Source organism: Variovorax sp. 770b2 (assembly GCF_900115685.1).
Taxonomy (GTDB): Bacteria; Pseudomonadota; Gammaproteobacteria; order Burkholderiales; family Burkholderiaceae_C; genus Variovorax.
Genome location: NZ_FOXJ01000001.1, coordinates 483,319 through 505,984, shown reverse-complemented (window position 1 = coordinate 505,984; position 22,666 = coordinate 483,319). Strand labels below are relative to the sequence as shown.

The 22,666-nt window shown below is 66.0% G+C and carries 20 protein-coding genes; 3 read left to right on the top strand and 17 right to left on the bottom strand.

All coding sequences use genetic code 11. The features are described 5' to 3' along the window. Positions 1-9: 9 nt before the first annotated feature. The gene (locus tag BM133_RS02155) at positions 10-1,260 is read left to right on the top strand and encodes a YbiU family protein (protein ID WP_093431323.1); all 1,251 of its coding nucleotides are present in this window, start codon (positions 10-12) and stop codon (positions 1,258-1,260) included. Between the two features lie 19 nt (positions 1,261-1,279). Continuing rightward, positions 1,280-2,479 (top strand): AGE family epimerase/isomerase, encoded by a 1,200-nt coding sequence (locus BM133_RS02150; RefSeq protein ID WP_093431321.1) that lies wholly within the window; start codon positions 1,280-1,282, stop codon positions 2,477-2,479. Positions 2,480-2,534: 55 nt separating this feature from the next. Here BM133_RS02150 and BM133_RS02145 read toward each other — a convergent pair whose 3' ends face one another. From BM133_RS02145 to BM133_RS02130, 4 genes are read right to left on the bottom strand one after another with little or no spacing between them, the layout of a single operon-like run. After that, entirely contained in the window at positions 2,535-4,097 is a 1,563-nt protein-coding gene (locus BM133_RS02145; protein WP_093431319.1) for a DHA2 family efflux MFS transporter permease subunit, read from the bottom strand. A 38-nt stretch (positions 4,098-4,135) separates the two neighbouring features. After that, positions 4,136-5,491, bottom strand: coding sequence for an HlyD/EmrA/EmrK family protein (locus tag BM133_RS02140; protein ID WP_093431318.1), 1,356 nt, complete (start codon positions 5,489-5,491; stop codon positions 4,136-4,138). A 50-nt stretch (positions 5,492-5,541) separates the two neighbouring features. Beyond that, positions 5,542-7,023, bottom strand: coding sequence for an efflux transporter outer membrane subunit (locus BM133_RS02135; RefSeq protein WP_093431316.1), 1,482 nt, complete (start codon positions 7,021-7,023; stop codon positions 5,542-5,544). After that, entirely contained in the window at positions 7,016-7,552 is a 537-nt protein-coding gene (locus BM133_RS02130; protein WP_093431315.1) for a MarR family winged helix-turn-helix transcriptional regulator, read from the bottom strand. Before BM133_RS02130 ends, BM133_RS02135 begins: the two co-directional genes overlap by 8 nt. A 79-nt stretch (positions 7,553-7,631) precedes the next feature. On the opposite strand from BM133_RS02130, the gene BM133_RS02125 reads away from it, so the two are divergent. Then, positions 7,632-9,416 carry an ABC transporter transmembrane domain-containing protein gene (locus tag BM133_RS02125; protein ID WP_093431313.1) on the top strand — a complete coding sequence of 595 codons (1,785 nt, stop codon included), beginning with the start codon at positions 7,632-7,634 and terminating at the stop codon, positions 9,414-9,416. A 12-nt stretch (positions 9,417-9,428) separates the two neighbouring features. Here BM133_RS02125 and BM133_RS02120 read toward each other — a convergent pair whose 3' ends face one another. The 13 genes from BM133_RS02120 to nuoE form a co-directional block, all read right to left on the bottom strand. Further along, positions 9,429-9,881 (bottom strand): DUF1178 family protein, encoded by a 453-nt coding sequence (locus BM133_RS02120; protein ID WP_093431312.1) that lies wholly within the window; start codon positions 9,879-9,881, stop codon positions 9,429-9,431. Between the two features lie 7 nt (positions 9,882-9,888). Further along, positions 9,889-10,494, bottom strand: a complete 606-nt coding sequence (locus BM133_RS02115; protein ID WP_093431310.1) for an NUDIX domain-containing protein — start codon at positions 10,492-10,494, stop codon at positions 9,889-9,891. Between the two features lies 1 nt (position 10,495). Continuing rightward, positions 10,496-10,801, bottom strand: coding sequence for a DUF2818 family protein (locus BM133_RS02110; RefSeq protein ID WP_093431308.1), 306 nt, complete (start codon positions 10,799-10,801; stop codon positions 10,496-10,498). Between the two features lie 15 nt (positions 10,802-10,816). Then, positions 10,817-12,304, bottom strand: a complete 1,488-nt coding sequence (gene nuoN / locus BM133_RS02105) for an NADH-quinone oxidoreductase subunit NuoN (protein ID WP_093431307.1) — start codon at positions 12,302-12,304, stop codon at positions 10,817-10,819. A 110-nt stretch (positions 12,305-12,414) separates the two neighbouring features. Next, positions 12,415-13,893 carry an NADH-quinone oxidoreductase subunit M gene (locus BM133_RS02100; protein ID WP_093431305.1) on the bottom strand — a complete coding sequence of 493 codons (1,479 nt, stop codon included), beginning with the start codon at positions 13,891-13,893 and terminating at the stop codon, positions 12,415-12,417. Positions 13,894-13,918: 25 nt separating this feature from the next. After that, positions 13,919-15,964 carry an NADH-quinone oxidoreductase subunit L gene (gene nuoL, locus BM133_RS02095; protein WP_093431304.1) on the bottom strand — a complete coding sequence of 682 codons (2,046 nt, stop codon included), beginning with the start codon at positions 15,962-15,964 and terminating at the stop codon, positions 13,919-13,921. A 7-nt stretch (positions 15,965-15,971) separates the two neighbouring features. Then, entirely contained in the window at positions 15,972-16,280 is a 309-nt protein-coding gene (gene nuoK, locus BM133_RS02090; RefSeq protein ID WP_007837741.1) for an NADH-quinone oxidoreductase subunit NuoK, read from the bottom strand. Beyond that, complete coding sequence (locus BM133_RS02085; RefSeq protein WP_093431302.1) at positions 16,277-16,936, bottom strand: NADH-quinone oxidoreductase subunit J; 660 nt, start codon at positions 16,934-16,936, stop codon at positions 16,277-16,279. The genes nuoK and BM133_RS02085 overlap by 4 nt, the downstream gene beginning before the upstream one ends. Before the next feature lie 37 nt (positions 16,937-16,973). Further along, complete coding sequence (nuoI, locus tag BM133_RS02080; RefSeq protein WP_042579825.1) at positions 16,974-17,495, bottom strand: NADH-quinone oxidoreductase subunit NuoI; 522 nt, start codon at positions 17,493-17,495, stop codon at positions 16,974-16,976. Between the two features lie 17 nt (positions 17,496-17,512). Further along, positions 17,513-18,589 carry an NADH-quinone oxidoreductase subunit NuoH gene (gene nuoH / locus BM133_RS02075; RefSeq protein ID WP_093431300.1) on the bottom strand — a complete coding sequence of 359 codons (1,077 nt, stop codon included), beginning with the start codon at positions 18,587-18,589 and terminating at the stop codon, positions 17,513-17,515. Continuing rightward, positions 18,586-20,757, bottom strand: a complete 2,172-nt coding sequence (gene nuoG, locus BM133_RS02070; protein WP_093431299.1) for an NADH-quinone oxidoreductase subunit NuoG — start codon at positions 20,755-20,757, stop codon at positions 18,586-18,588. Before nuoG ends, nuoH begins: the two co-directional genes overlap by 4 nt. 20 nt (positions 20,758-20,777) lie before the next feature. Next, complete coding sequence (gene nuoF / locus BM133_RS02065; RefSeq protein ID WP_093431297.1) at positions 20,778-22,118, bottom strand: NADH-quinone oxidoreductase subunit NuoF; 1,341 nt, start codon at positions 22,116-22,118, stop codon at positions 20,778-20,780. After that, positions 22,118-22,657 (bottom strand): NADH-quinone oxidoreductase subunit NuoE family protein, encoded by a 540-nt coding sequence (gene nuoE / locus BM133_RS02060; RefSeq protein ID WP_256219034.1) that lies wholly within the window; start codon positions 22,655-22,657, stop codon positions 22,118-22,120. The genes nuoF and nuoE overlap by 1 nt, the downstream gene beginning before the upstream one ends. Positions 22,658-22,666: the final 9 nt, after the last annotated feature.

Sequence of the window (22,666 nt, the reverse complement as noted above, 5' to 3'; positions counted from 1 at the left end):
ACGTCCGTCATGACCGACTGGATGAACGATATTCCCCGCGCCGTGTTGCACGCCCAGCGCGATCTGCGCGCCAGCGTGCCCGACCTTGCGCAGCGCTTCGCGCTCGAAACCGAATTCCTCGAAGACGAGGTGGCCAAGGTGCGCGCCGAGCAGGCCAGCGGCGGCGCGGTGCCCGAGCTGGCCTATGCGGACATCGCGCACGGCCGCGTGTCGCCCGAGCAGATCGCTCGCATTCACCGGCGCGGCTGCGTGGTGGTGCGCGGCGTGTTCGACCCGGCGCAGGTTCGGGCGTGGAACGAAGAGATTGGCCGCTACATCGACGGCAACAACTACTACGAACACGCGAAGGCCAAGGCCGGCCTCGACAAGTACTTCAGCGCCCTGGCTTCGGGACGGCCGCAGATCTTCGGCCTCTACTGGTCGCGCCCGCAGATGCAGGCGCGGCAGGCCGAGAGCCTGAACACGACACGCACTTTTCTCAACCGCCTCTGGACTTTCGAGAAGAACGGCACCCGCTTCTTCGACCCCGACCGCCAGGCCAACTATGCCGATCGCATCCGCCGCCGCGAGCCGGGCGATTCGACGCTGGGCCTGTCGCCCCACTCCGACGGCGGCTCCGTCGAGCGCTGGTGCGAGCCCACCTTCCGGCACGTGTACCGCGAGGTGTTCGAAGGCGATCTCGCGCGCTTCGACGCCTTCGATGCCGACGGCCGCACCGCGACGCGCGAGATTCCCTCTCCCGCCGTGTGCTCGGCCTTTCGCACCTTCCAGGGCTGGACCGCGCTGTCGCGCCAGGGCCCGGGCGACGGCACGCTGCGGCTGGTGCCGATCGCGCGCACCGCGCCCTGGATGCTGCTGCGCGCGCTGCAGCCCGATGTGCCCGAAGGCGATCTCTGCGGCGCCCAGCCGGGCCGCGCGCTTGGTGCCACGGCCGAGTGGCATGGCGAGCTGCGCGAAGGGCTGGTCCCGATTCCGCTGGTCGAGCCCGGCGACACCGTGTGGTGGCACTCCGACGTGATCCACGCCGTGGAAGACGAGCACCGCGGCAGCCAGCACAGCAGCGTGATCTACATCGCCGCCGCGCCCTGGTGCGAGAAGAACCGCGCCTTCATGGCGCGGCAGGCGCCGGCCTTCCTGGCCGGACGCAGCAGCCCCGATTTCGCGCCCGAAGACTACGAAGTCGATTTCGAAGGCCGTGCCACGCCCGACGACCTGACGCCCCTGGGGTTGCGTCAGATGGGCCTGCGCGCCTGGGATTGACGAACCCTCTTTTCTTTTCATGCCCGACTTCCGTTCACCCGATTTCCTGATCGACCACATCCGGCACACGCTGGCCTTCTACGAACCGCGCGACACCGACCCTTCGGGCGGTTTCTTCCACTTCTTCCGGGATGACGGCACGGTCTACGACCGCCGCACGCGCCACCTGGTGAGCAGCGCGCGCTTCGTGTTCAACCATGCGAACGCGTACCGCCGCTTCGGCCAGGCGGCCGACCTGGACGCCACGCGCCACGGCCTGGCCTTCCTGCACGGAGCGCATGCGCTGCCCGGCGGCGGTTTTGCATGGCAGATCGACTGGCACGCGGGCCGCGCCACCGTGCAGGACAGCACCCAGCACTGCTACGGCCTGGCCTTCGTGCTGCTCGCGCACGCGCACGCGCTGATGGCCGGTGTGAGCGAGGCGCGCGAGGGACTCGAACACGCGTGGGACCTGATGGAGCGGCACTTCTGGGAGCCACGCCACCACCTCTATGCGGATGAAGCCACGGCCGACTGGCGCGTTGCGCCCTACCGCGGCCAGAACGCCAACATGCATGCCTGCGAGGCGATGATGGCGGCCTTCGAGGCGACGCGCGAGGCGCGCTACCTGGAACGCGCGCTCGCGCTCGCGCAGGCCGTGACGGGCCGCCAGGCGGCGCTCGCCGACGGGCTGGTGTGGGAGCACTACCGCGCGGACTGGTCGGTCGACTGGGACTTCAACCGCGGCGACCGCAGCGACATCTTCCGGCCCTGGGGTTTCCAGACCGGGCATCTGACCGAATGGGCCAAGCTGCTGCTGCAGCTGGAGCGCCTCTTGACCACGCAAGATGGCGAGGCCGGCTGGATCGTGCCGCGCGCGCGCCACTTCTTCGACACCGCGATGTTCCGCGGCTGGGATGCGGACAACGGCGGGCTGGTCTACGGCTTTGCGCCCGACGGCGCGGTGTACGACGGCGACAAGTATTTCTGGGTGCAGGCCGAGAGCTTCGCCGCCGCCGCCCTGCTGGCCGTGCGCACCGGCGAGGCCGGCTACTGGGACTGGTACGACAGCATCTGGGCGTATTCGTGGACGCACTTCGTGGACCACAGGCACGGTGCGTGGCATCGCATCCTCACGCCGCAGAACCAGAAGATCAGCGACGAGAAGAGCCCGGCCGGCAAGACCGACTATCACACGATGGGGGCGTGCTACGACGTGCTGAAGGCGCTGGGCAAGTAAAAACCCCCAGGGTCCCGAAGGAGCCTGGGGGTGATGGCAATCACGGCGTGTGTTGTCAGTGCGCGCCGGCTGCGGCATCGCCGCCGGCACCGCCCTTTTGCGGCTTGGCCAGCCACACCAGCGGAATCAGCAAGAGGAACAGGATCGCCGACGCATAGAAGATGTCGTTCGTCGCCAGCATGTAGGCCTGCTGGTCGACCAGGCGGTTGATCTGCCCCATCACCTGGTCGGTGCTGAAGCCGCTGCTGGCGAGCCCGGACATCGCGCTGGTGGCGGCGTTGTTGCCCTGGTTGATGGTCTCCGCGAGTTGCGCGTGGTGCAGCGTCGCGCGGTTGTCCCACAGCGTGGTGGTGAGCGAGGTGCCCATGGCACCGGCCGTGATCCGCAGGAAATTCGACAACCCCGAGGCGGCCGGAATGCGGTCTGGCGTGAGGCCCGACAGCGTGATCGTCACCAGCGGGATGAAGAAGAACGCCATCGCGATGCCCTGGATGATCGTCGGGATGATGATCGTCACGAAGTCGGCCTGCGTATTGAAGTTCGACCGCATCCACAGGATGAGCGCGAACACCAGGAACGAGAAGGTCGCATAGCGGCGCGGATCGATCTTGGCCACCGTGAGTCCGACGATCGGCGAGAAGAAGATCGCCAGGAGCCCCACGGGCGCCATGATCATCCCCGCCTGCGTCGCGGTGTAGCCCATCCATTGCTGCAGCCACAGCGGCAGCAGCACCACGTTGCCGAAGAACAGGCCGTAGGCCACGGCCGTTGCCACGGCGCCCGACCAGAAGTTGCGGCGCTTGAAGAGCGACAGGTCGACCACCGGGTGCTTGTCGGTCAGCTCCCAGATCAGGAAGAACGCGAAGCCCACCACGGCCACCACGGCCATCGTGATGATCTGCGGCGAGTGGAACCAATCGAGCTCCTTGCCCTTGTCGAGCATCAGCTGCATCGAGCCCACCCACAGCACCAGGAGCGCCAGGCCGATGGCGTCGATCGGCACCTTGTGCGTGGTGCTCTCGCGCTTGCGATAGAGCGCCCAGGTGATGGAAGCCGCGACGATGCCCACGGGGATGTTGATGTAGAAGATCCACGGCCACGAGATGTTGTCGGTGATCCAGCCGCCCAGCAGCGGCCCCATCACCGGCGCGACCAGCGTGGTCATCGACCACATCGCCATCGCAAGGCCGGCCTTGGCCTTCGGATAGCTCGACAGCAGCAGCGTCTGCGACAGCGGAATCATCGGACCGGCGACAAAGCCCTGCAGCGCGCGGAACAGGATGAGCGTGGTCATGTTGGGCGCCAGGCCGCACAGCAGCGAGGCCATCATGAACAGGATCACGCTGGCCATGAACAGGCGCACCTGGCCGAAGCGCTGGGTCATGAAACCCGTGAGCGGCACCGCGATGGCGTTGGCCACCGCGAAGCTGGTGATGACCCAGGTGCCCTGCGTGGTGCTCACGCCCAGGTCGCCCGAGATGGCCGGCAACGACACGTTCGCGATCGACGAGTCGAGCACGTTCATGAAGGTTGCCGCAGACAGCGCGATCGTGCCCCACACGCGGGCGGAGCCCTCGAGCGGTGCGTGCGCTATGTAAGCGGGAGCGGCGGTGGCCATTGCGCGTGCTTTTTCAGTTCAAGCGAAGCGGGCAACGATCAACCGGGCTGGCCCTGGGTGGCGACCTGCGCACCGGTGGCCGGCGTGGCCGGCGTACCAGCCGCGGGCGCACGGCTTGCCGGTGCGGCAGCGGCGGTGGCCGGTGCGGCCCGGCCGAGGTTGGCCGCGACGATGCGGTCCACTTCAGCATCGGCGCCGCGGTCCAGCTGGCTGTAGACCTGCGTCTGCGTGAGCGCGCTGCCGCGCGGTGCGTCGGCGAGCATCTTGCCGCTCTTGGAGGAGATGTCGATCTCGGCGTCCATCGACAGGCCGATGCGCAGCGGGTTGGCCTTGAGCTGCTCGGGGTCCAGCGCGATGCGCACGGGCACGCGCTGCACCACCTTGATCCAGTTGCCGGTCGCGTTCTGTGCCGGCAGCAGTGCGAACGCGCTGCCAGTGCCCACGCCCAGGCCCGCGACCTTGCCGCTGTATTCGACCTTCTTGCCGTAGACGTCGGCCGTGAGCTTCACGGGCTGGTCGATGCGGATGTTGCGCAGCTGCACTTCCTTGAAGTTGGCGTCGACCCACAGCTGGTTGAGCGGCACGATCGACATCATCGGCGTGCCGGCCGAGACGCGCTGGCCGAGCTGCACGGTGCGCTTGGCGACGTAGCCGTCCACCGGCGCGGGCATGGCGACGCGCTGCGTGGCGAGGTAGGCCTCGCGCACCTTGGCGGCGGCGGCCAGCACGCTGGGGTGCTGCGCGACGCTGGTGCCGTCGGTCAGCGACTGGTTGCTCACCAGCGCTTCCTTGGCGGCGACCACGCCGGCCTGCGCGGCGGCGAGCTGGCTCTTGGCCGTGTCGAGCTGTGTTTCGGCGTGGTTGAGTTCTTCCTTGGACACCGCGCCGTTGCCCGAGAGCGCGCGGCGGCGCTGCAGGTCGTCCTGCGCCTTGGCGATGTCGCTCTGTGCCTTGACGATGTCCGACTGGCGCAGCGTGACCTGCGCGGCCAGCGAGCCGTTGTTGGCGTAGAGCGTGCGCGTCTGGCGCACGGCCTGGGCCAGCGCGGCTTCGGCCTGTTCGAGCGAGACCTTGGCATCGGCCGGATCGAGCTGCACCAGCGGCTGGCCGGCCTTCACGAAGTCGGTGTCGTCGGCGTTGATGGCCATGACGGTGCCGCCGATCTGCGGCGTGATCTGGATGACGTTGCCCTGCACGTAGGCGTTGTCGGTGTCCTCGTAGTGGCTGGCGACCAGCCATTCGTAGAGGCCCCAGCCGCCGCCGGCGACGATCACCACGGCCGCAAGGGCCGTGAGCGCGCGGCGGCGCTTGCCGTTGCCGGCGGGCGCTTCGGGTGCAGCAACGGCTGTGGGAGCTGCGGAAGCAGCGGGCGTCGGAGTGTTGTTGTCGCTCATGATGAATTTCTTTCCGAAAACGAGAGAGTCGGGCGTCGAGTCAGGTCTGTTCAGTTCACTACGGCCGTCGGGGCCGATGCCGTGGCGGTCGAGGTCGCCGGCGGCTGCCAGCCACCGCCGAGAGCCCGCGCGAGGCCCACCTGCGTGTCCAGCGCGCGCGCGGCCAGATCGACGGCCAGCCGGCGCTGCGCCAGCACCGAGGTTTCCGCCGTCAGCACGTTGAGGTAGTTGCCCAGGCCCGCGCGGTAGCGCTGCACCGCGATGTCGTAGGCGCCTTCGGCGGCCGTCTGCGCGGCGCGCTGTTCGGTCTGCTGGCGGGTGATCGACTGGGCGCTGGAGACCTGGTCGGCGGCATCGCGTACCGCATCGATCACCGTCGCGTTGTAGCTCTCGACCGCCACGTCCAGGTCGGCCGACTTGCCGCGCAGGTTGGCGCGCAGCTTGCCGCCTTCGAAGATCGGCAGGCTGATGGCCGGGCCCACGCCCCACTGCTCGCTGCCCGACTTGAGCAGCTTGCCGAAGCCCAGGCTCTGGAAGCCGACGAAGGCCGTGAGGTTCACGTTGGGATAGAACTGGGTCTTGGCGTTGGCCACGTCGCTGGTGGCCGCTTCGACGCGCCAGCGGGCAGCGGCGATGTCGGCGCGGCGGCCCAGCAGGTCGGCCGGGATGTTGGCCTGCAACGCCATCGGCTTGACGCCGGCGAGCACCGGCGGCTTGAGCGATGCCGACACATTGGGCTGGCCCACGAGCGCGTCGAGCGCATGCTGCTGCAGCGCGATCTGCTCGTTGAGGGCTTCGATCTGCTGGCGCGCTTCAGGCAGGCCGCCTTCGCTCTGGCGCAGTTCGAGGTTGGTGTCGAGCCCGGCGGAGACGCGGTCGTGCACGAGCTTGAGCGTCTCGTCGCGCTGGGCGAGCGTGCGTTTGGCAACCGTCAACTGGTCGTTCAGGCGCGCCCACTGGAAGTAGCTGCGCGCGACGTTGCTGGCGAGCAGCACGCGTGCGGCATCGGCATCGGCCGCGGCGGCGTTGGCGGCGCCGATGGCGGTGTCCAGCGCGGTGCGGTTCTTGCCGAAGAAGTCGAGCTCCCAGCTTGCGCCCAGTTGCAGCAGGCCGATGTTCTGCGTCGAGCCGCCGAGCGGTGCGGGGTAGATGTAGTTGCTGTTGAACTTCTGGCGGTTCAGGTCGAGCTCGCCGTTGACCTTGGGCTTGAGCGCCGCACCGGCGATGTCCGCCGAGGCCTGCGCCCGCGCGAGGCGGGCCTGCGCGACCTGCAGGTTCGGATTGCCGGCCACGGCCTGGTCGATCAGCGTGTTGAGCTGCGCGTCGCCGAAGGCGAGCCACCATTGGGTGTCGAGCCTGGAGACGGGCGCCGCGGCGCTGTCGGGCGCGATGCCCAGCGACGACGCATCGCGCAGCTTTGCCTGCGAACCGATGCCGGCCATGTCGGCACAACCGGCCAGCGCAACCAGCAGCAACGCGGCTGCCACGACGGGAGTGCGACGCACAGCGCGCACGGCGAGGGAATCATTCATTTTTATCTCCACGGGCCGCGAGGGCCTGCGCGTTGTCGAGGATGCGGCGCAAGTAACCCTTGAGCTGCTCCCATTCCTCGGTGGTGAAACCTGCCAGATGCTCGTTCTGCACGCGGCTGAGCACGTAAGGCACTTCCTTGGCGGCGGCACGGCCTTCGTCGGTGAGTTCGATGTTGACCACGCGGCGGTCTTCGAGCGAGCGCACGCGGCGGCACAGCCCCTTGGCTTCGAGGCGGTCGAGCAGCCGCGTCATGGCGCCGGTATCGAGTTCGCAAGCCCGGGCCAGTTCGGCCACCGTGGTGGCCGCGCCGATGTGCAGCTTGTACAACGGCACCCACTGCGGAAAGGTCGGGCTGCCGGGATCGCACATGCGGGTTTCTACCGACTGGGCCACCGCCGTGACGATGCGGCGCATCAGGTAACCGATGCTTTCCTCGGTCTGGTAACTCTCCGCCCGGTAGAAGACAGGCGGACGACGCACAGCGTCATCGGGGTCCGACGAGGCGTTGGGGGTGTTTGCATCGCTCATGGGTCGAAATATTAGCTGCCATGGCAGTTATTGTCAAGGCTGCCTTTGTAGGGGCAAGGTTTCGGTAGAATCCGCGCCCATGGCTTCCTCCCCACCGTCTTCCATGGCCAAGGGCTCGCCCCGGTCGCTGTCGGGCCTGAGCCCCTTCCTTCGCCCCTACCGCGTGCAGATCGTGCTGGCGGCCGTTTTCCTGGTGATGGCGGCCGTCACGACGCTGGCTTTTCCGCTCGCGCTGCGAAGCCTGATCGACGGCGGACTGATCAATCCCGACAAGGGCGCCCAGACCATGGCGCTGCGCGAGCACTTCGGCGCCCTCTTCGCCGTGGCCGTGGCGCTGGGTCTGTTTTCGGCGGCGCGCTTCTATACCGTGAGTTGGCTCGGCGAACGCGTCACCGCAGACCTGCGCAACGCGGTCTACGGCCATGTGCTGCACCAGAGCCCGGCCTTCTTCGAGACCACGCAGACGGGGGAAGTGCTCTCGCGCCTGACCGCCGACACGACCCTGGTGCAGACGGTCGTGGGCTCGTCCCTCAGCATGGGCCTGCGCAATGCGGTGATGGGCGTGGGCGCCCTGGCCGTGCTGGTCTGGACCAATCCTTATGTGATGGTGCAGGTGCTGGGCATCCTGGTGCTGGTGGTGCTGCCGAGCATGTGGTTCGGCCGGCGGGTGCGCAAGCTCTCGCGCGCCAGCCAGGACCGCGTGGCCGATTCGAGCGCCATCGCAGCCGAAGTGCTGAATGCGATTCCGGTGGTGCAAAGCTACACGGCCGAGGGGCGCGAGGCCGACCGCTTCGACGCCTCGACCGAGAACGCCTTCCGCACCGCCGTGCGCCGCACCAAGGCGCGCTCGGTGCTCGTGGCCTTCATCATCATCGCGACCTCGGCGGCGCTGCTCTGGGGTCTCTACCAAGGCACGCAAGCCGTGCTGCGGGGCGACATCACGGCCGGCCACCTCGGCCAGACCGTGGTCTACGTGGCCATCCTCGCGAGCGCGACCGCCGTGCTCGGCGAGGTGTACGGCGATCTGCTGCGCGCAGCCGGGGCCACCGAACGGCTGATGGAGTTGCTGCACGCGCCGGCCGTCATCACCTCCCCGCCGAATCCGACAGTCACGCCGATCCCGGCCGCGGGCAGCACGATCAAGCTGGACGCGGTGACCTTCCACTACCCATCGCGGCCCGGTACGCCGGCACTGCGCGACTTCAGCCTGGACATCGCGCCCGGCGAGACGGTGGCGCTGGTCGGCTCCAGCGGCGCGGGCAAGAGCACGGTGTTCCAGTTGCTGCTGCGCTACTACGACCCGCAGTCGGGCCAGCTGCTGCTGGACGGCGCGCCGCTGGCGTCGCTCGCCCTGCCCGACCTGCGCACCCGCATCGGCCTCGTGCCGCAGGACGCGGTGATCTTCTCGGCCAGCGCATTCGAGAACATCCGCTACGGCCGGCCCGAAGCCACGGCGGACGAGGTGCACGCGGCCGCCCGCGCCGCGTTCGCGCACGACTTCCTTGCAGCATTGCCCGAGGGCTACGACACCTTCCTCGGCGAGCGCGGCGTGCGCCTCTCGGGCGGCCAGCGCCAGCGCATCGCGATTGCACGCGCGATCCTCAAGAACCCGCCGCTGCTGCTGCTGGACGAGGCCACCAGCGCGCTCGATGCAGAGAGCGAGCGCATGGTGCAGGCCGCGCTCGAATCGGCCATGGAAGGCCGCACGACGCTGGTCATTGCGCACCGCCTGGCGACCGTGCAGAAGGCCGACCGCATCATCGTGCTGGACCACGGCGGCATCGTCGAACAGGGAACGCACGCGGCGCTGGTGGCGCAAGGCGGGGTCTACGCCCGCCTGGCCGCGCTTCAGTTCACGGCCTGAGCCGCGGGGCGGTTACTGCAGCGTCTCTTTGAGCGCTGCGGGAATCGGCAGCGGCATCACCGCAATGCCTTCGTCGAGCAGCGCTTCGGTCTGCTCGGGTGTCGCCTGCCCGCGAATGCCACGCTCTTCGGCTTCGCCGTAGTGCATCTTGCGGGCTTCCTCGGCAAAACGATCGCCGACGTCCTCGGTCTTCGCAATGACCTCGCGCACGGCGCGCATCCAGCGGGCTTCAGGGGAGAGTTGTTGTGCCGGCATCTGGGAGGGTGCAGCGGGCGCTGCCTCTACTGGCGCCTTGGCATTGCCAAGATTCAGGCGCGGCGCGCTCAGCAGCTTGACGATGGCGGTGTCGCCGCAGACCGGGCATTCGACCAGCCCACTTGCCAACTGCGTCTCGAAGGCCTCGTTGGACGCGAACCAGCCCTCGAAGCCATGGGCATGCGTGCAGCGGAGATCGAGGACCTTCATGCGCGGATTATCCCGCGCCGCCTTGCGACGCTGCCGCTTTCCAGTCGAGTGCCCATGCGCCGGAAAGGACGTTCTGCAGCCAGAGGGTGCAGGTCAGCGTCTTGGCGTCGGTCACCGTGCCGTCGCCGCACCAGCCCGCCAGTTCCCCGGGCGTGGCGGTGAACACGTCGAGGAACTCGCCGTGGTCGAGTTGCCGCTCGCCGAGCGAGAGGCCCCGCGCGAAGTAGATGTGGATGATCTCGGTCGAGTACGCCACGGCCAGGTGCATCGCACCGGCATGCGCCCACTCGCGTGCGGTGTAGCCGGTTTCCTCGAGCAGCTCGCGCTGGCCGCAGACCAGCGGGTCTTCGCCCGGATCGAGCTTGCCGGCCGGAAACTCGACCATCACATGGCCCACCGGGTAGCGGTACTGCCGCTCCAGCACCACGCGGCCATCGTCGAGCAGCGGAATCACCACCACCGCGCCGGGATGCACCACGTATTCGCGCGTGGCGTTGTGGCCATCGGGCAGGCGGATGGTGTCGCGCTTGGCCTGCAGGAACTTGCCCTTGAAGAGCTCCTCGCTGCTGACGAGCTCTTCCTTCAGGTGCGAATCGGCGATGGGAGGTGTCATGTCAGTGCCTGTGCTTCATCAGGTAGCGCCAGGTGAACCCTGGAAAGGCCAGCACGATGAAGAGCGCGCCGGTCACCGCGTAGAACTCCCAGCCCTGGGGCGAAATCTGCCCCGCCCTGCGTTCGAACAGCAGCCCGATGCCACCGGCAATGAAGTACAGCACCACCAGCTCGGCAAAGCGGATCGCGAGCGATTTGCGCCTCGCCGGCAGCGGCACCGCACCGAACAGGCGCTCGTTGAAGAACGGCAGGTTGGCGGCCAGCAGCGCCACCAGCAGGACGACCCAGACCGACGCGGTTTGCGACACCGTGGGCCGGCCGCGTCAGTGGGCCAGCGTGGCCGCGATGGCGTCGTAGCACAGCGTCATCAGACCGCCGGGCAGCACGCCGAGAATCAGGATCAGTGCGCCGTTGATCGCGAGCACGGTGCGCACGTCGAACGAAGCCGACACGGTGGTGGCCGTGACCGGTGCGTCGAAGTACATGACCTTGACCACGCGCAGGTAGTAGAAGGCGCCGACCAGCGACATCATCACGGCGAACACCGCCAGGCCGATGTAGATGGCCTGGCCCGAGGCGATCAGTGCCTGCAGCACGGCCAGCTTCGCGTAGAAGCCGACCAGCGGAGGAAGACCCGCCAGCGAGAACATCGCGATGGCCATCACGCCGGCGTACAGCGGGCTGCGCTGGTTGAGGCCGGCCAGATCGGTGATCTCCTCGCTCTCGAAGCCTTCGCGCGCCAAGAGCAGGATGATGCCGAAGCTCGCCAGGGTGGTCAGCACGTAGGTCACGATGTAGAACATCGAGGCGCTGTAGGCGGCCTGTGCGTTCTGCGTGCCCGACAGGTCCGAGCCCGCGACCATGCCCAGCAGCATGAAGCCCATCTGCGAGATGGTCGAGTACGCCAGCATCCGCTTGAGGTTGCTCTGTGCGATGGCGGCGAGGTTGCCGATCAGCAGCGACGCAATGGCCAGCACGGCCAGCATCTGCTGCCAGTCGATCGCGAGCGGCTGCAGGCCGTCCACCAGGAGGCGGATGATGATGCCGAAGGCAGCCAGCTCGGGCGCCGCGCCGATCAGGAGCGTGACGGCCGTGGGCGCGCCCTGGTAGACGTCGGGCACCCACATGTGGAAAGGCGCCGCGCCCACCTTGAATGCCAGGCCGGCCACGATGAACACGAGCCCGAACACCAGCACCTGGTGATTGACCTTGCCGGTCGAGATCGCCTTGAACACTTCGTTCAGGTCGAGCGAGCCGGTCGCGCCGTACATCATCGACAGGCCGTACAGCAGGAAGCCGCTGGCCATCGCGCCGAGCACGAAGTACTTCATGGCCGCTTCGCTGGCCACCGCGTTGTCGCGGCGCAGCGCGACGAGCGCGTAGCTCGAGAGCGTGAGCAATTCCAGGCCCAGGTAGATCAGGAGGAAGTTGCTGCCCGAGATCATGACGAACATGCCCAGCAGCGCGAACATGCTCACGGTGAACAGTTCGCCGCCGCGCAGCATCTCGCGGTCGGCCGCATACGGGCGGCCGTAGATCAGGGTGACCATCAAGGCGATGGTGGAGAAGCACTTGAGCCAGTTGCCCATCGAGTCGCTCACGACCATGCCGCCGAAGCCGTACGAGGTCTTGCCGTCGAGCGCGGCCATGCCGGTGAGCACGGCCACCACCAGCAGCGTGAGCAGCGTCAGCACATAGGTGCGGGTGCGGCGCGGGCTCGTGTCCGACAGGTCGACCAGCGCAATGATGCAGGCCATGACCAGCAACACGATTTCGGGGTAGATCGTGACCCAGCTGAGTTTGTCAATCATCTCGTTCTCTTGTCTTCAGCGTGGCCGGACGGCGCAGGGCCGCCCCAAGCCGGTCCGAGCCCCCTTGGGGGGCAGAGCAGCGGCGTAGCCGCAAACGTGGGGGCTCATGGTTATGAGGGCAGCTTCGAAACTGCCACATGGCGAAGAAGCTCAACGACCGAGGCGTCCATCGCATCGGTGAAGGGCTTCGGATACAGGCCCATCCACAACACGGCGATCGCCAGCAGCGACAGCATCAGGAACTCGCGGGCGTTGATGTCGGTGAGCTCCTTGACGTGGTCGTTGCCGACCGGGCCGAGGTACACGCGCTTGTACATCCACAGGGTGTAGGCGGCGCCGAAGATCAGCGCGGTGGCTGCCCCCAGGCCGATCCAGAAGTTGGCCTTCACGGCGCCCAGGATCACCATCCACTCGCCCACGAAACCGGCGGTGCCCGGCAGGCCGCAATTGGCCATGGCGAACAGCAGCGCAAACGCGGCGAACTTGGGCATGGTGTTGACCACGCCGCCGTAGTCGGCGATCTGGCGCGAGTGCACGCGGTCGTACAGCACGCCGATGCCCAGGAACATGGCGCCCGAGACGAAGCCGTGCGCAATCATCTGCACGATGCCGCCGGACACGCCGAGCTCGTTGAAGATGAAGAAGCCCAGCGTCACGAAACCCATGTGGGCGACCGACGAGTAGGCCACCAGCTTCTTCATGTCCTGCTGCACCAGCGCGACCAGGCCCACGTAGATCACCGCGATCAGCGACAGCGCGATCATGAGCCAGGCCCATTCGTGCGACGCATCGGGAGCGATGGGCATCGAGAAGCGCAGGAAACCGTAGGCGCCCAGCTTCAGCATGATCGCGGCCAGCACGGCCGATCCGCCCGTGGGCGCCTCGACGTGCACGTCAGGCAGCCACGTGTGGACCGGCCACATCGGCACCTTGACGGCGAAGGCCGCGAAGAAGGCGAAGAACAGGAAGGTCTGCGCAGTCGAGCCCAGCGGCAGCTTGTGCCAGGCCAGGATGTCGAAGCTGCCGCCCGACTTGTTGTACAGGAAGATCAGCGCCACCAGCATCAGCAGCGAGCCGAGCAAGGTGTAGAGGAAGAACTTGAACGCCGCGTAGATCTTGTTCGGGCCGCCCCAGATACCGATGATCAGGTACATCGGGATCAGCGTGGCTTCGAAGAACACGTAGAACAGGATGCCGTCGAGCGCGGAAAACACGCCGATCATGAAACCCGACAGGATCAGGAACGCGCCCATGTACTGGTTCACGCGCTCGGTGATCACTTCCCAGGCCGAGATCACGACCACGACCGTGATGAACGAGGTCAGCAACACCATCCACAGCGACAGGCCGTCAAGACCGATGTGGTAATTGACGTTGAAGCGGGAGATCCAGCTCGTCTTCTCGACGAACTGCATGGCGGCGGTTCCGTTCTGGAAGCGCGTGAACAGCGGCACCGTGACCAGGAAGCTCACGATGGCGCCGACCAGCGCGACCCAGCGCACGCCCTTGGCATGCTCGTCGCGGCCAAACGCCAGCAGCACGGCGCCGAATGCGATCGGCACCCAGATGGCAAGGCTCAACAAACCCATTTTTCTTTTTCTCCAGCGTTCGGGCTCAGCGTTTGAACCAGACGAAGTACGTCATCAGGATGAAGATGCCGAGCAGCATCGCGAAGGCATAGTGATAGATGTAGCCCGACTGCACCCAGCGAACCACGCTGGAGATACGGCCGATCACTTTCCACGAACCATTGACCACGGCACCGTCGATCAGGGCCTGGTCGCCGCCCTTCCAGAGGCCGGTACCGAGCGCACGCGCACCGCGGGCGATGATGTTCTCGTTGATCCAGTCGAGGTAGTACTTGTTCTCGAGCAGGCGATAGATCGGATCGCAGGCGCGCTTGATCGCGGCCGGCAACGCCGGGTTGATCATGTACATGTAGTACGACAGCACCACGCCTGCCAGCGCCAGCCAGAACGGCGCGGCCTGCAGGCCGTGGATCGCCATGGCGACGGGGCCGTGGAAAGCTTCTTCCAGTTCCTTCATGGCGTGGTGCTTGGTACCGTCCACGAAGATCGCCTGCTTGAAGAACTCGCCGAAGAGCATCGGCTCGATCGTCATGAAGCCGATCACCACCGAGGGAATGGCCAGCAGCACCAGTGGCAACCAGACCACCATCGGCGATTCGTGCGGCTTGTGGGCATCGTGGCCGTCATGGCCATGGCCGTGATCGTCGCCGTGCGCCGCATGGTCGTCATGGTGCGCATCGGGGTTCTGGTCGTAGCGTTCCTTGCCGTGGAAGACCAGGAAGTACATGCGGAACGAATAGAACGCCGTGATGAACACGCCGGCCAGCACCGCGTAGTAGGCGAAGTTCGCGCCCCACAGGTGGCTCTCGTGCACCGCTTCGATGATGCTGTCCTTCGAGTAGAAGCCTGCGAAGAACGGCGTGCCGATCAGCGCGAGCGAACCCAGCAGCGAGGTGATCCAGGTGATGGGCATGTACTTGCGCACGCCGCCCATCCAGCGGATGTCCTGGTTGTGGTGCATGCCGATGATCACCGAGCCCGCGCCCAGGAACAGCAGCGCCTTGAAGAACGCGTGCGTCATCAGGTGGAACACCGCGACCGAGTAGGCCGAGGCGCCCAGTGCCACCGTCATGTAGCCCAGTTGCGAGAGCGTCGAGTACGCGACCACGCGCTTGATGTCGTTCTGGATGATGCCCAGGAAGCCCATGAAGAGCGCGGTGATGGCGCCGATCACGAGGATGAAGCTCAGGGCCGTGTCGCTCAGCTCGAACAGCGGCGACATGCGCGCCACCATGAAGATGCCGGCCGTCACCATCGTGGCCGCGTGGATCAGCGCGGAGATGGGCGTCGGGCCTTCCATCGAGTCGGGCAGCCACACGTGCAGCGGGAACTGCGCGCTCTTGCCCATCGCGCCGATGAACAGGCAGATGCAGATCACGGTGATCAGCATCCACTCGGTGCCGGGGAAGGTGATGCCGGCCAGCGTGTTGGCCTTGGCGAAGGCTTCGCCGTAGTTCAGCGTGCCGGCGTAGGCAGCAATGAGGCCGATGCCCAGGATGAAGCCGAAGTCGCCCACGCGGTTGACCAGGAAGGCCTTCATGTTCGCGAAGATCGCGGTCGGCTTGTTGAACCAGAAGCCGATCAGCAGGTACGACACCAGGCCCACCGCTTCCCAGCCGAAGAAGAGCTGGAGCATGTTGTTGCTCATGACGAGCATCAGCATCGAGAAGGTGAACAGGGAGATGTACGAGAAGAAGCGGTTGTAGCCGTCGTCTTCTTCCATGTAGCCGATGGTGTAGATGTGCACCATCAGCGACACGAAGGTCACCACGCACATCATCATGGCCGTGAGGCCGTCGACCAGGAAGCCGACTTCCATCTTCAGGCCGCCCACCACCATCCATTCGTAGAGCGTGGCGTTGAAGCGGGCACCGTCGACCACCACGCTCTTGAGCGTCATGGCCGAGATGATGAAGGCGACGAGTACGCCCAGGATCGTCAGCGAATGCGTGACCTTGCGGCCGATGTGATTGCCACCGAACCTGGTGCCGAAGAGGCCTGCGACGACGGCGCCGACCAGGGGTGCCATGGGCACGGCCAGCAGGGTGGATGCGGAAAGGGTTGCGCTCATGTTGCTATCAACCCTTGAGCGAGTTGAGTTCGTCGACGTTGATGTTCGACTTGTTGCGGAACAGCAGCACCAGCAAGGCCAGGCCGATGGCCGACTCGGCCGCTGCCACCGTCAGGATGAAGAACACGAAGATCTGGCCGTGCATGTCGCCCAGGTAGTGCGAGAACGCCACGAAGTTCATGTTGACCGCCAGCAGCATCAGTTCGATGGCCATCAGCAGCACGATCAGGTTCTTGCGGTTCAGGAAGATGCCGATCACCGACAGCGCGAAGAGCATCGCGCCGAGCGAGAGAAAGTGTCCGAGCGTGAGCGTCATGCCTTGTTTTCCTTTGCTGCCGCATCCGCCGGGGGTGCTTCCACCACAGGTTCGGCCGCACGCGTGACCTGCATCTGCACGATGCGCACGCGGTCGCGCGCCTTCACGCGCACCTGGTCGGAGGGGTTGACGTACTTGCTGTCCTTGCGGGTGCGCAGCGTCAGTGCAATGGCGGCCACGATGGCCACGAGCAGGATGACCGCGGCGATTTCCAGCGGATACAGGTATTCGGAATAGAGCAGCTTGCCCAGTTCGAGCGTGTTCGAGGTGTTGGCGGAAGTAGTCGCCATGGCACGCGGCGCTTCACCCAGGCGGAAGCCGCCCATCAGCACGGCGGCCATTTCGAGCGCGATCAGCGCGCCGACACCCGCCGCGAGCGGGAAGTGCTTCCAGAAGCCCTCTCGCAAGCCGTCCACGTTGATGTCCAGCATCATCACGACGAAGAGGAACAGCACCATCACGGCGCCGACATACACCAGCACGAGCGAGATCGCGAGGAACTCGGCGCGCAACAGCAACCAGATGGCCGAGGCCTGGAAGAAGGCCAGCACCAGGTACAGCGCGGCGTACACGGGATTGCGGGCGGTGATGACGCGGAAGGCTGCAAACAGCAGCACCACGGCAAACAGATAGAACAGACCGGTCTTGACGTCCATTGGAATTCGAATTGGTACGGGTTTCGGGCTGATCGGATCAGCGGTACTTGGCGTCGGCCGCCTTGTTCGCTGCAATTTCTTTTTCGTAGCGGTCGCCCACGGCCAGCAGCATGTCCTTGGTGAAGTACAGGTCGCCGCGCTTTTCGCCGTGGTATTCGAAGATATGGGTCTCCACGATCGAGTCGACCGGGCAGCTCTCTTCGCAGAAGCCGCAGAAGATGCACTTGGTCAGGTCGATGTCGTAGCGCGTGGTGCGGCGCGAGCCGTCGTCGCGCACATCGGACTCGATGGTGATCGCCAGCGCCGGGCAAACGGCTTCGCAGAGCTTGCAGGCAATGCAGCGCTCTTCGCCGTTTTCATAGCGGCGCAGCGCGTGCAGGCCGCGGAAACGCGGCGACAGCGGCGTCTTCTCTTCGGGGAACTGCACCGTGATCTTGCGGGCGAAGGCGTACTTGCCCGTGATCGCCAGGCCCTTGAACAGCTCGAACAGCATGAAGCTGCCAAGGAAGTCCTTCAGCGAGAACGGCGCGGACGGTGTTGCGGTGTGCGCAGCAGACATGATGTTGGCGCTTCCAGTTATTTCCAGATGTTGAACGGCGTCTGCATCCAGCCACCGACCACGACCAGCCACACGAGGGTGACGGGAATGAAGATCTTCCAGCCCAGACGCATGATCTGGTCATAACGGAAGCGCGGGAACGTCGAGCGCACCCACAGGAACATGGTGACCACGCAGAAGGTCTTGGCACCGAGCCAGATCCAGCCGGGAATGAAGCTCAGGAACTCGAACGGTGGCAGCCAGCCGCCCAGGAACAGCACCACGGTCAGGATCGAGACCAGCCACATGTTGGCGTACTCGGCCAGGAAGAACATCGCGAAGCTCATGCCCGAGTACTCGATCATGTGGCCCGCAACGATTTCCGATTCGCCTTCCACCACGTCGAACGGATGGCGGTTGGTTTCTGCCAGCCCCGAGATGAAGTAGACGACGAAGATCGGCAGCAGCGGCAGCCAGTTCCACGACAGGACGCCGACACCCATGTTGGCGAACATGCCCTTGCCCTGCACGTTGACGATCTCGCTCATGTTCAGGCTGCCCGTGACCATCAGCACCACGACGAAGCAGAAGCCCATCGCGATTTCGTAGCTCACCATCTGTGCCGAGGCGCGCAGCGCGCCGAGGAACGCGTACTTCGAGTTCGACGCCCAGCCGGCAATGATCACGCCGTACACCTCAAGCGAGGTGATGGCCATCACGAACAAGAGGCCCGCGTTGATGTTGGCCAGCGCCACATCGGGCCCGAAGGGAATCACCGCCCACGCGGCGAGCGCCGGCATGATGGTCATGACCGGGCCGAGCAGGAACAGGCCCTTGTTGGCGACCGTCGGAAGGATGATTTCCTTGGTCATCAGCTTGAGCGCATCGGCGATCGGCTGGAGCAGGCCCAGCGGTCCGATGCGGTTGGGGCCGATGCGGATCTGCGTAAAGCCGATGGCCTTGCGTTCCCACAGCGTGAGGTAGGCCACGGCCAGCATCAACGGGATCACGACCACGATGATCTTGATCAGCGTCCAGATCACGGGCCATGCCACGGCCGTCCACCAGCCTGCGGCGATCAGCCCCTGGCCGAAGCCATGAATGGTGTCGATCATGCCAATGCCTCCTCGGCCTGACTCGATGCGACCGGTGCGGTCGATGCGTTGCGCGCATCGGCCGTCAGTTGCAGCGACGGCGCGCGGCGCACGATGGAGTCGAGCTGGTAGATGCTCGCGACCACAGGTGCCGGTGCGACGCCGTTGGAGGCGACAGCGTTGGCAGCCGTTGCATTGTTCAGGGCGTTGGCCGGAACGGCACCGCTCTCGCCCACCGTCTTGAGCACGTCGGCGGTCGATTCGAACGCGAAGCCGGGCAGACCCAGCAGGTTGGCCAGCACGCGCAGCACCTTCCAGGCCGGACGCGCTTCGCCTTGCGGCTTCACGACGGCATGGAAACCTTGCAGGCGGCCTTCGGCATTGACGAAGGTGCCAGGCGTTTCGGTGAACGGCGCGATGGGCAGCAGCACGTCGCTGAATTCGAGGTTGGCCTTGAAGGGGCTCAGCGTGACGACCATCTGCGCATTGCCGATGACATCGGCGGCGGCAGCACCGGCGGCCGAGTCGAACACGGGCTCGGTGTTCAGCAGCAGCACGGCCTTGAGGCCCGAGCCCGCGGCGAGCATGCGGCCGGCATCGAGGCCACCGTTCTTCGGGAAGGCGCCGACGAGCTGCGCGCCCACGGTGTTGGCGGCTTCGGTCAGGAAGCCGACGGTGGCGCCGGTCTGAGCGCCGATCCAGTTCGCCAGGGCCAGCAGGCTGCTGGCTTGGGCGTGGTGGGCGACGGCGTTGCCGAGCAGGATCGCCTTGCGCTCGCCGCCCAGCAGCGAGGCTGCGATGGCTTGTGCGGCGGCGTCCGGAGCATTCTTCGGTGCCAGCGGTGCAGCAGCGCCGTTGGTCTGGCCGATGGCGGCAGCGACGGCAGCCAGGGCTTCGACCCAGTGGTCGGCTTCGACGATCGTCGATTGCGCCACGTTGATGGCCCAGGCTTCGCGGTCTGCCATGAGGCTGGCCGAGGTGATCACCGACAGCGCGGCGCCCTTGCGCACGGCCTGGCGGATGCGCTGTGCGAACAGCGGATGTTCCTTGCGCAGATTCGAACCGACGACCAGCGCGCGCTGCACTTGCGTGAGCGATGCGATCGAGGTACCGAGCCAGCGCACACCTTCGAACGCCGTGAATTCGGCGTTGCGGAGGCGATAGTCGATGTTGTCGCTGCCCAGTTCACGCGTGAGCATGGCCGCAAGCTGCAGCTCTTCGAGCGTGCTGTGCGGGCTGACCAGCGTGCCGATGCTTTGCGCGCCGTGGTCCGTCTTGATCTGCTTCAGGCCATTGGCCACGTATTCGAGGGCGGTCTGCCAGTCGACCTGTTGCCACTGGCCGCCTTGCTTGAGCATGGGCTGCGTCAGGCGTTCGGGGCCGTTGAGCGCTTCGTACGAGAAGCGGTCGCGGTCGGCGATCCAGCATTCGTTGACGTCTTCGTTCTCCAGCGGCACCACGCGCATCACGCGGTTGTTCTTGACCTGCACGATCAGGTTCGAGCCGGTGGAGTCGTGCGGGCTCACGGACTTGCGGCGCGACAGTTCCCAGGTGCGGGCGCTGTAGCGGAACGGCTTGCTCGTGAGCGCACCGACCGGGCAGATGTCGATCATGTTGCCCGAGAGTTCCGAGTCGACCGAGTCGCCGAGGAAGGTCTCGATTTCGGAATGCTCGCCACGCTGCGTCATGCCCAGCTCCATCACGCCGGCCACTTCCTGGCCGAAGCGGACGCAGCGCGTGCAATGGATGCAGCGGCTCATTTCTTCCATGCTGATCAGCGGGCCGACGTCCTTGTGGAAGACGACGCGCTTTTCTTCTTCGTAGCGCGAAGAAGAGCCGCCGTAGCCCACGGCCAGGTCTTGCAGCTGGCACTCGCCGCCCTGGTCGCAGATGGGGCAATCCAGCGGGTGGTTGATCAGGAGGAACTCCATGACCGACTGCTGCGCCTTGATGGCCTTCTCGCTCTTGGTGCGGACGATCATGCCCTGCGTGACGGGCGTGGCGCAGGCCGGCATCGGCTTGGGCGCCTTCTCCACGTCGACCAGGCACATGCGGCAGTTGGCCGCGATGCTGAGTTTCTTGTGATAGCAGAAGTGCGGGATGTAGGTGCCCGCCTTGTCGGCCGCATGCATCACCATGCTGCCTTCGGTCACTTCGACCTTCTTGCCGTCGAGTTCGATTTCGATCATGAGTATGTTTCTTCTCGCGCTCAGGCCTGAACGGGCGCCTTCGGGACGTAGCCAGGGATCAGGGCCTCGAACTCGTGGCGGAAGTGCTTGATCATGGCGCGCACCGGCATCGCCGCTGCATCGCCGAGGGCGCAGATGGTGCGGCCCTGGATGTTGTCTGCCACGGAGTTCAAGAGGTCCATGTCGGTCGCCTTGCCCTGCCCGTTGTGGATGCGGTCCACCACGCGGTAGAGCCAGCCCGTGCCTTCGCGGCACGGCGTGCACTGGCCACAGGACTCGTGCATGTAGAAGTACGACAGGCGCTTGAGCGACTCGACCATCGAGCGGCTGTCGTCCATGACGATCACCGCGCCCGAGCCCAGCATGGAGCCGGCCTTGGCGATGGAGTCGTAGTCCATGGTGCAGGCCATCATGATGTCGGCCGGCAGCACCGGCGAGGACGATCCACCGGGGATCACGGCCTTGAGCGTGCGGCCCTTGCGGACACCGCCGCACAGTTCGAGCAGCTTGGAGAACGGCGTGCCCATGGGCACTTCGTAGTTGCCCGGCAGCTCGACGTCACCGCTCACCGAATAGATCTTGGTGCCGCCGTTGTTCGGCTTGCCGCATTCGAGATACGCCGGACCGCCGTTGTTGATGATCCAGGGCACCGCCGCGAAGGTCTCGGTGTTGTTGATGGTGGTCGGCTTGCCGTAGAGGCCGAAGCTCGCCGGGAACGGCGGCTTGAAGCGCGGCTGGCCTTTCTTGCCCTCGAGCGATTCGAGCAGCGCGGTTTCTTCGCCGCAGATGTAGGCGCCGAAGCCATGGGCCGCGTGCAACTGGAAGTTGTACGTGCTGCCCATGATCTTGTCGCCAAGGTAGCCGGCGGCGCGTGCTTCTTCGAGGGCTTCCTCGAAGCGGTCGTAGCTCTGGAAGATCTCACCGTGGATGTAGTTGTAGCCCACGCTGATGCCCATCGCATACGCGGCGATGGCCATGCCTTCGATCACGATGTGCGGGTTGAACTGCAGGATGTCGCGGTCCTTGCACGTGCCCGGCTCGCCTTCGTCGGAGTTGCAGACGAGGTACTTCTGGCCCGGGAACTGGCGGGGCATGAAGCTCCACTTCAGGCCCGTCGGGAAACCTGCGCCGCCACGGCCGCGCAGGCCCGAGGCCTTCACTTCGGCGATCACCTGGTCGGGCGTGAGGCCCTCGGTGAGGATCTTGCGCAGCGCCTTGTAGCCGCCGCGCGCTTCGTAGTCGGTCAGGCGCCAGTTGGTGCCGTTCAAGCCCGCATAGATCTGCGGCTCGATGTGGCGGTCATGGAAACAGGTCTGGACGCCCGTGGCCTGGAACTGCTGGAGCACTTGTTCGGGTGACATTACGCGGTCTCCCCTTTGGTAGAGCCACGCAGGCCCTCGATGAGCTGGTCGAGCTTCTCGTTGCTCATGAAGCTGCACATGGTGCGGTCGTTGACCAGCATCACGGGCGAATCGGCGCAGGCGCCCAGGCACTCGCTCTGCTGCAGCGTGAACACGCCGTCGGCCGTGGTCTCGCCCATCTTGATGCCCAGCTTCTTCTCGAGGTGAACGAGCGCGGTGACGCCGTCACGCAGCTGGCACGGCAGGTTGGTGCACACGTTGAGCTTGAACTTGCCCACCGGGTGCTGGTTGTACATGTTGTAGAAGGTCGTCACTTCATGCACGGCGATGGGCGCCATGCCGAGGTAGTCGGCGATCTCGCGCTCGCGCTGCATGCTGATGTAGCCTTCGCCCTGCTGGACGATGGCCAGGCACGCCATCACGGCGGAGGCCTTGCCGGCTTCGGGGTATTTGGCGACCTCGCGCGCAAAGCGCTCGAGCACGTCGGCCGTCAACGGGGCCGAAGGGGCCGCGTCATGGTGGTGGGCGGAGGAAGTCATTCGCTCTTT

Excerpts from the sequence above, each read along its gene's own strand:
- nuoK (WP_007837741.1), bottom strand. The coding sequence starts at position 16,280 with ATGACGCTCACGCTCGGACACTTTCTCTCGCTCGGCGCGATGCTCTTC.
- BM133_RS02145 (WP_093431319.1), bottom strand. The coding sequence starts at position 4,097 with ATGGCCACCGCCGCTCCCGCTTACATAGCGCACGCACCGCTCGAGGGC.
- BM133_RS02155 (WP_093431323.1), top strand. The coding sequence starts at position 10 with ATGACCGACTGGATGAACGATATTCCCCGCGCCGTGTTGCACGCCCAG.
- nuoG (WP_093431299.1), bottom strand. The coding sequence starts at position 20,757 with ATGATCGAAATCGAACTCGACGGCAAGAAGGTCGAAGTGACCGAAGGC.
- BM133_RS02125 (WP_093431313.1), top strand. The coding sequence starts at position 7,632 with ATGGCTTCCTCCCCACCGTCTTCCATGGCCAAGGGCTCGCCCCGGTCG.
- BM133_RS02135 (WP_093431316.1), bottom strand. The coding sequence starts at position 7,023 with ATGAATGATTCCCTCGCCGTGCGCGCTGTGCGTCGCACTCCCGTCGTG.
- BM133_RS02120 (WP_093431312.1), bottom strand. The coding sequence starts at position 9,881 with ATGAAGGTCCTCGATCTCCGCTGCACGCATGCCCATGGCTTCGAGGGC.
- BM133_RS02130 (WP_093431315.1), bottom strand. The coding sequence starts at position 7,552 with ATGAGCGATGCAAACACCCCCAACGCCTCGTCGGACCCCGATGACGCT.
- BM133_RS02085 (WP_093431302.1), bottom strand. The coding sequence starts at position 16,936 with ATGGACGTCAAGACCGGTCTGTTCTATCTGTTTGCCGTGGTGCTGCTG.
- nuoH (WP_093431300.1), bottom strand. The coding sequence starts at position 18,589 with ATGATCGACACCATTCATGGCTTCGGCCAGGGGCTGATCGCCGCAGGC.
- BM133_RS02100 (WP_093431305.1), bottom strand. The coding sequence starts at position 13,893 with ATGGGTTTGTTGAGCCTTGCCATCTGGGTGCCGATCGCATTCGGCGCC.
- nuoL (WP_093431304.1), bottom strand. The coding sequence starts at position 15,964 with ATGAGCGCAACCCTTTCCGCATCCACCCTGCTGGCCGTGCCCATGGCA.
- BM133_RS02115 (WP_093431310.1), bottom strand. The coding sequence starts at position 10,494 with ATGACACCTCCCATCGCCGATTCGCACCTGAAGGAAGAGCTCGTCAGC.
- nuoE (WP_256219034.1), bottom strand. The coding sequence starts at position 22,657 with ATGACTTCCTCCGCCCACCACCATGACGCGGCCCCTTCGGCCCCGTTG.
- nuoF (WP_093431297.1), bottom strand. The coding sequence starts at position 22,118 with ATGTCACCCGAACAAGTGCTCCAGCAGTTCCAGGCCACGGGCGTCCAG.
- BM133_RS02140 (WP_093431318.1), bottom strand. The coding sequence starts at position 5,491 with ATGAGCGACAACAACACTCCGACGCCCGCTGCTTCCGCAGCTCCCACA.
- BM133_RS02150 (WP_093431321.1), top strand. The coding sequence starts at position 1,280 with ATGCCCGACTTCCGTTCACCCGATTTCCTGATCGACCACATCCGGCAC.
- nuoI (WP_042579825.1), bottom strand. The coding sequence starts at position 17,495 with ATGTCTGCTGCGCACACCGCAACACCGTCCGCGCCGTTCTCGCTGAAG.
- nuoN (WP_093431307.1), bottom strand. The coding sequence starts at position 12,304 with ATGATTGACAAACTCAGCTGGGTCACGATCTACCCCGAAATCGTGTTG.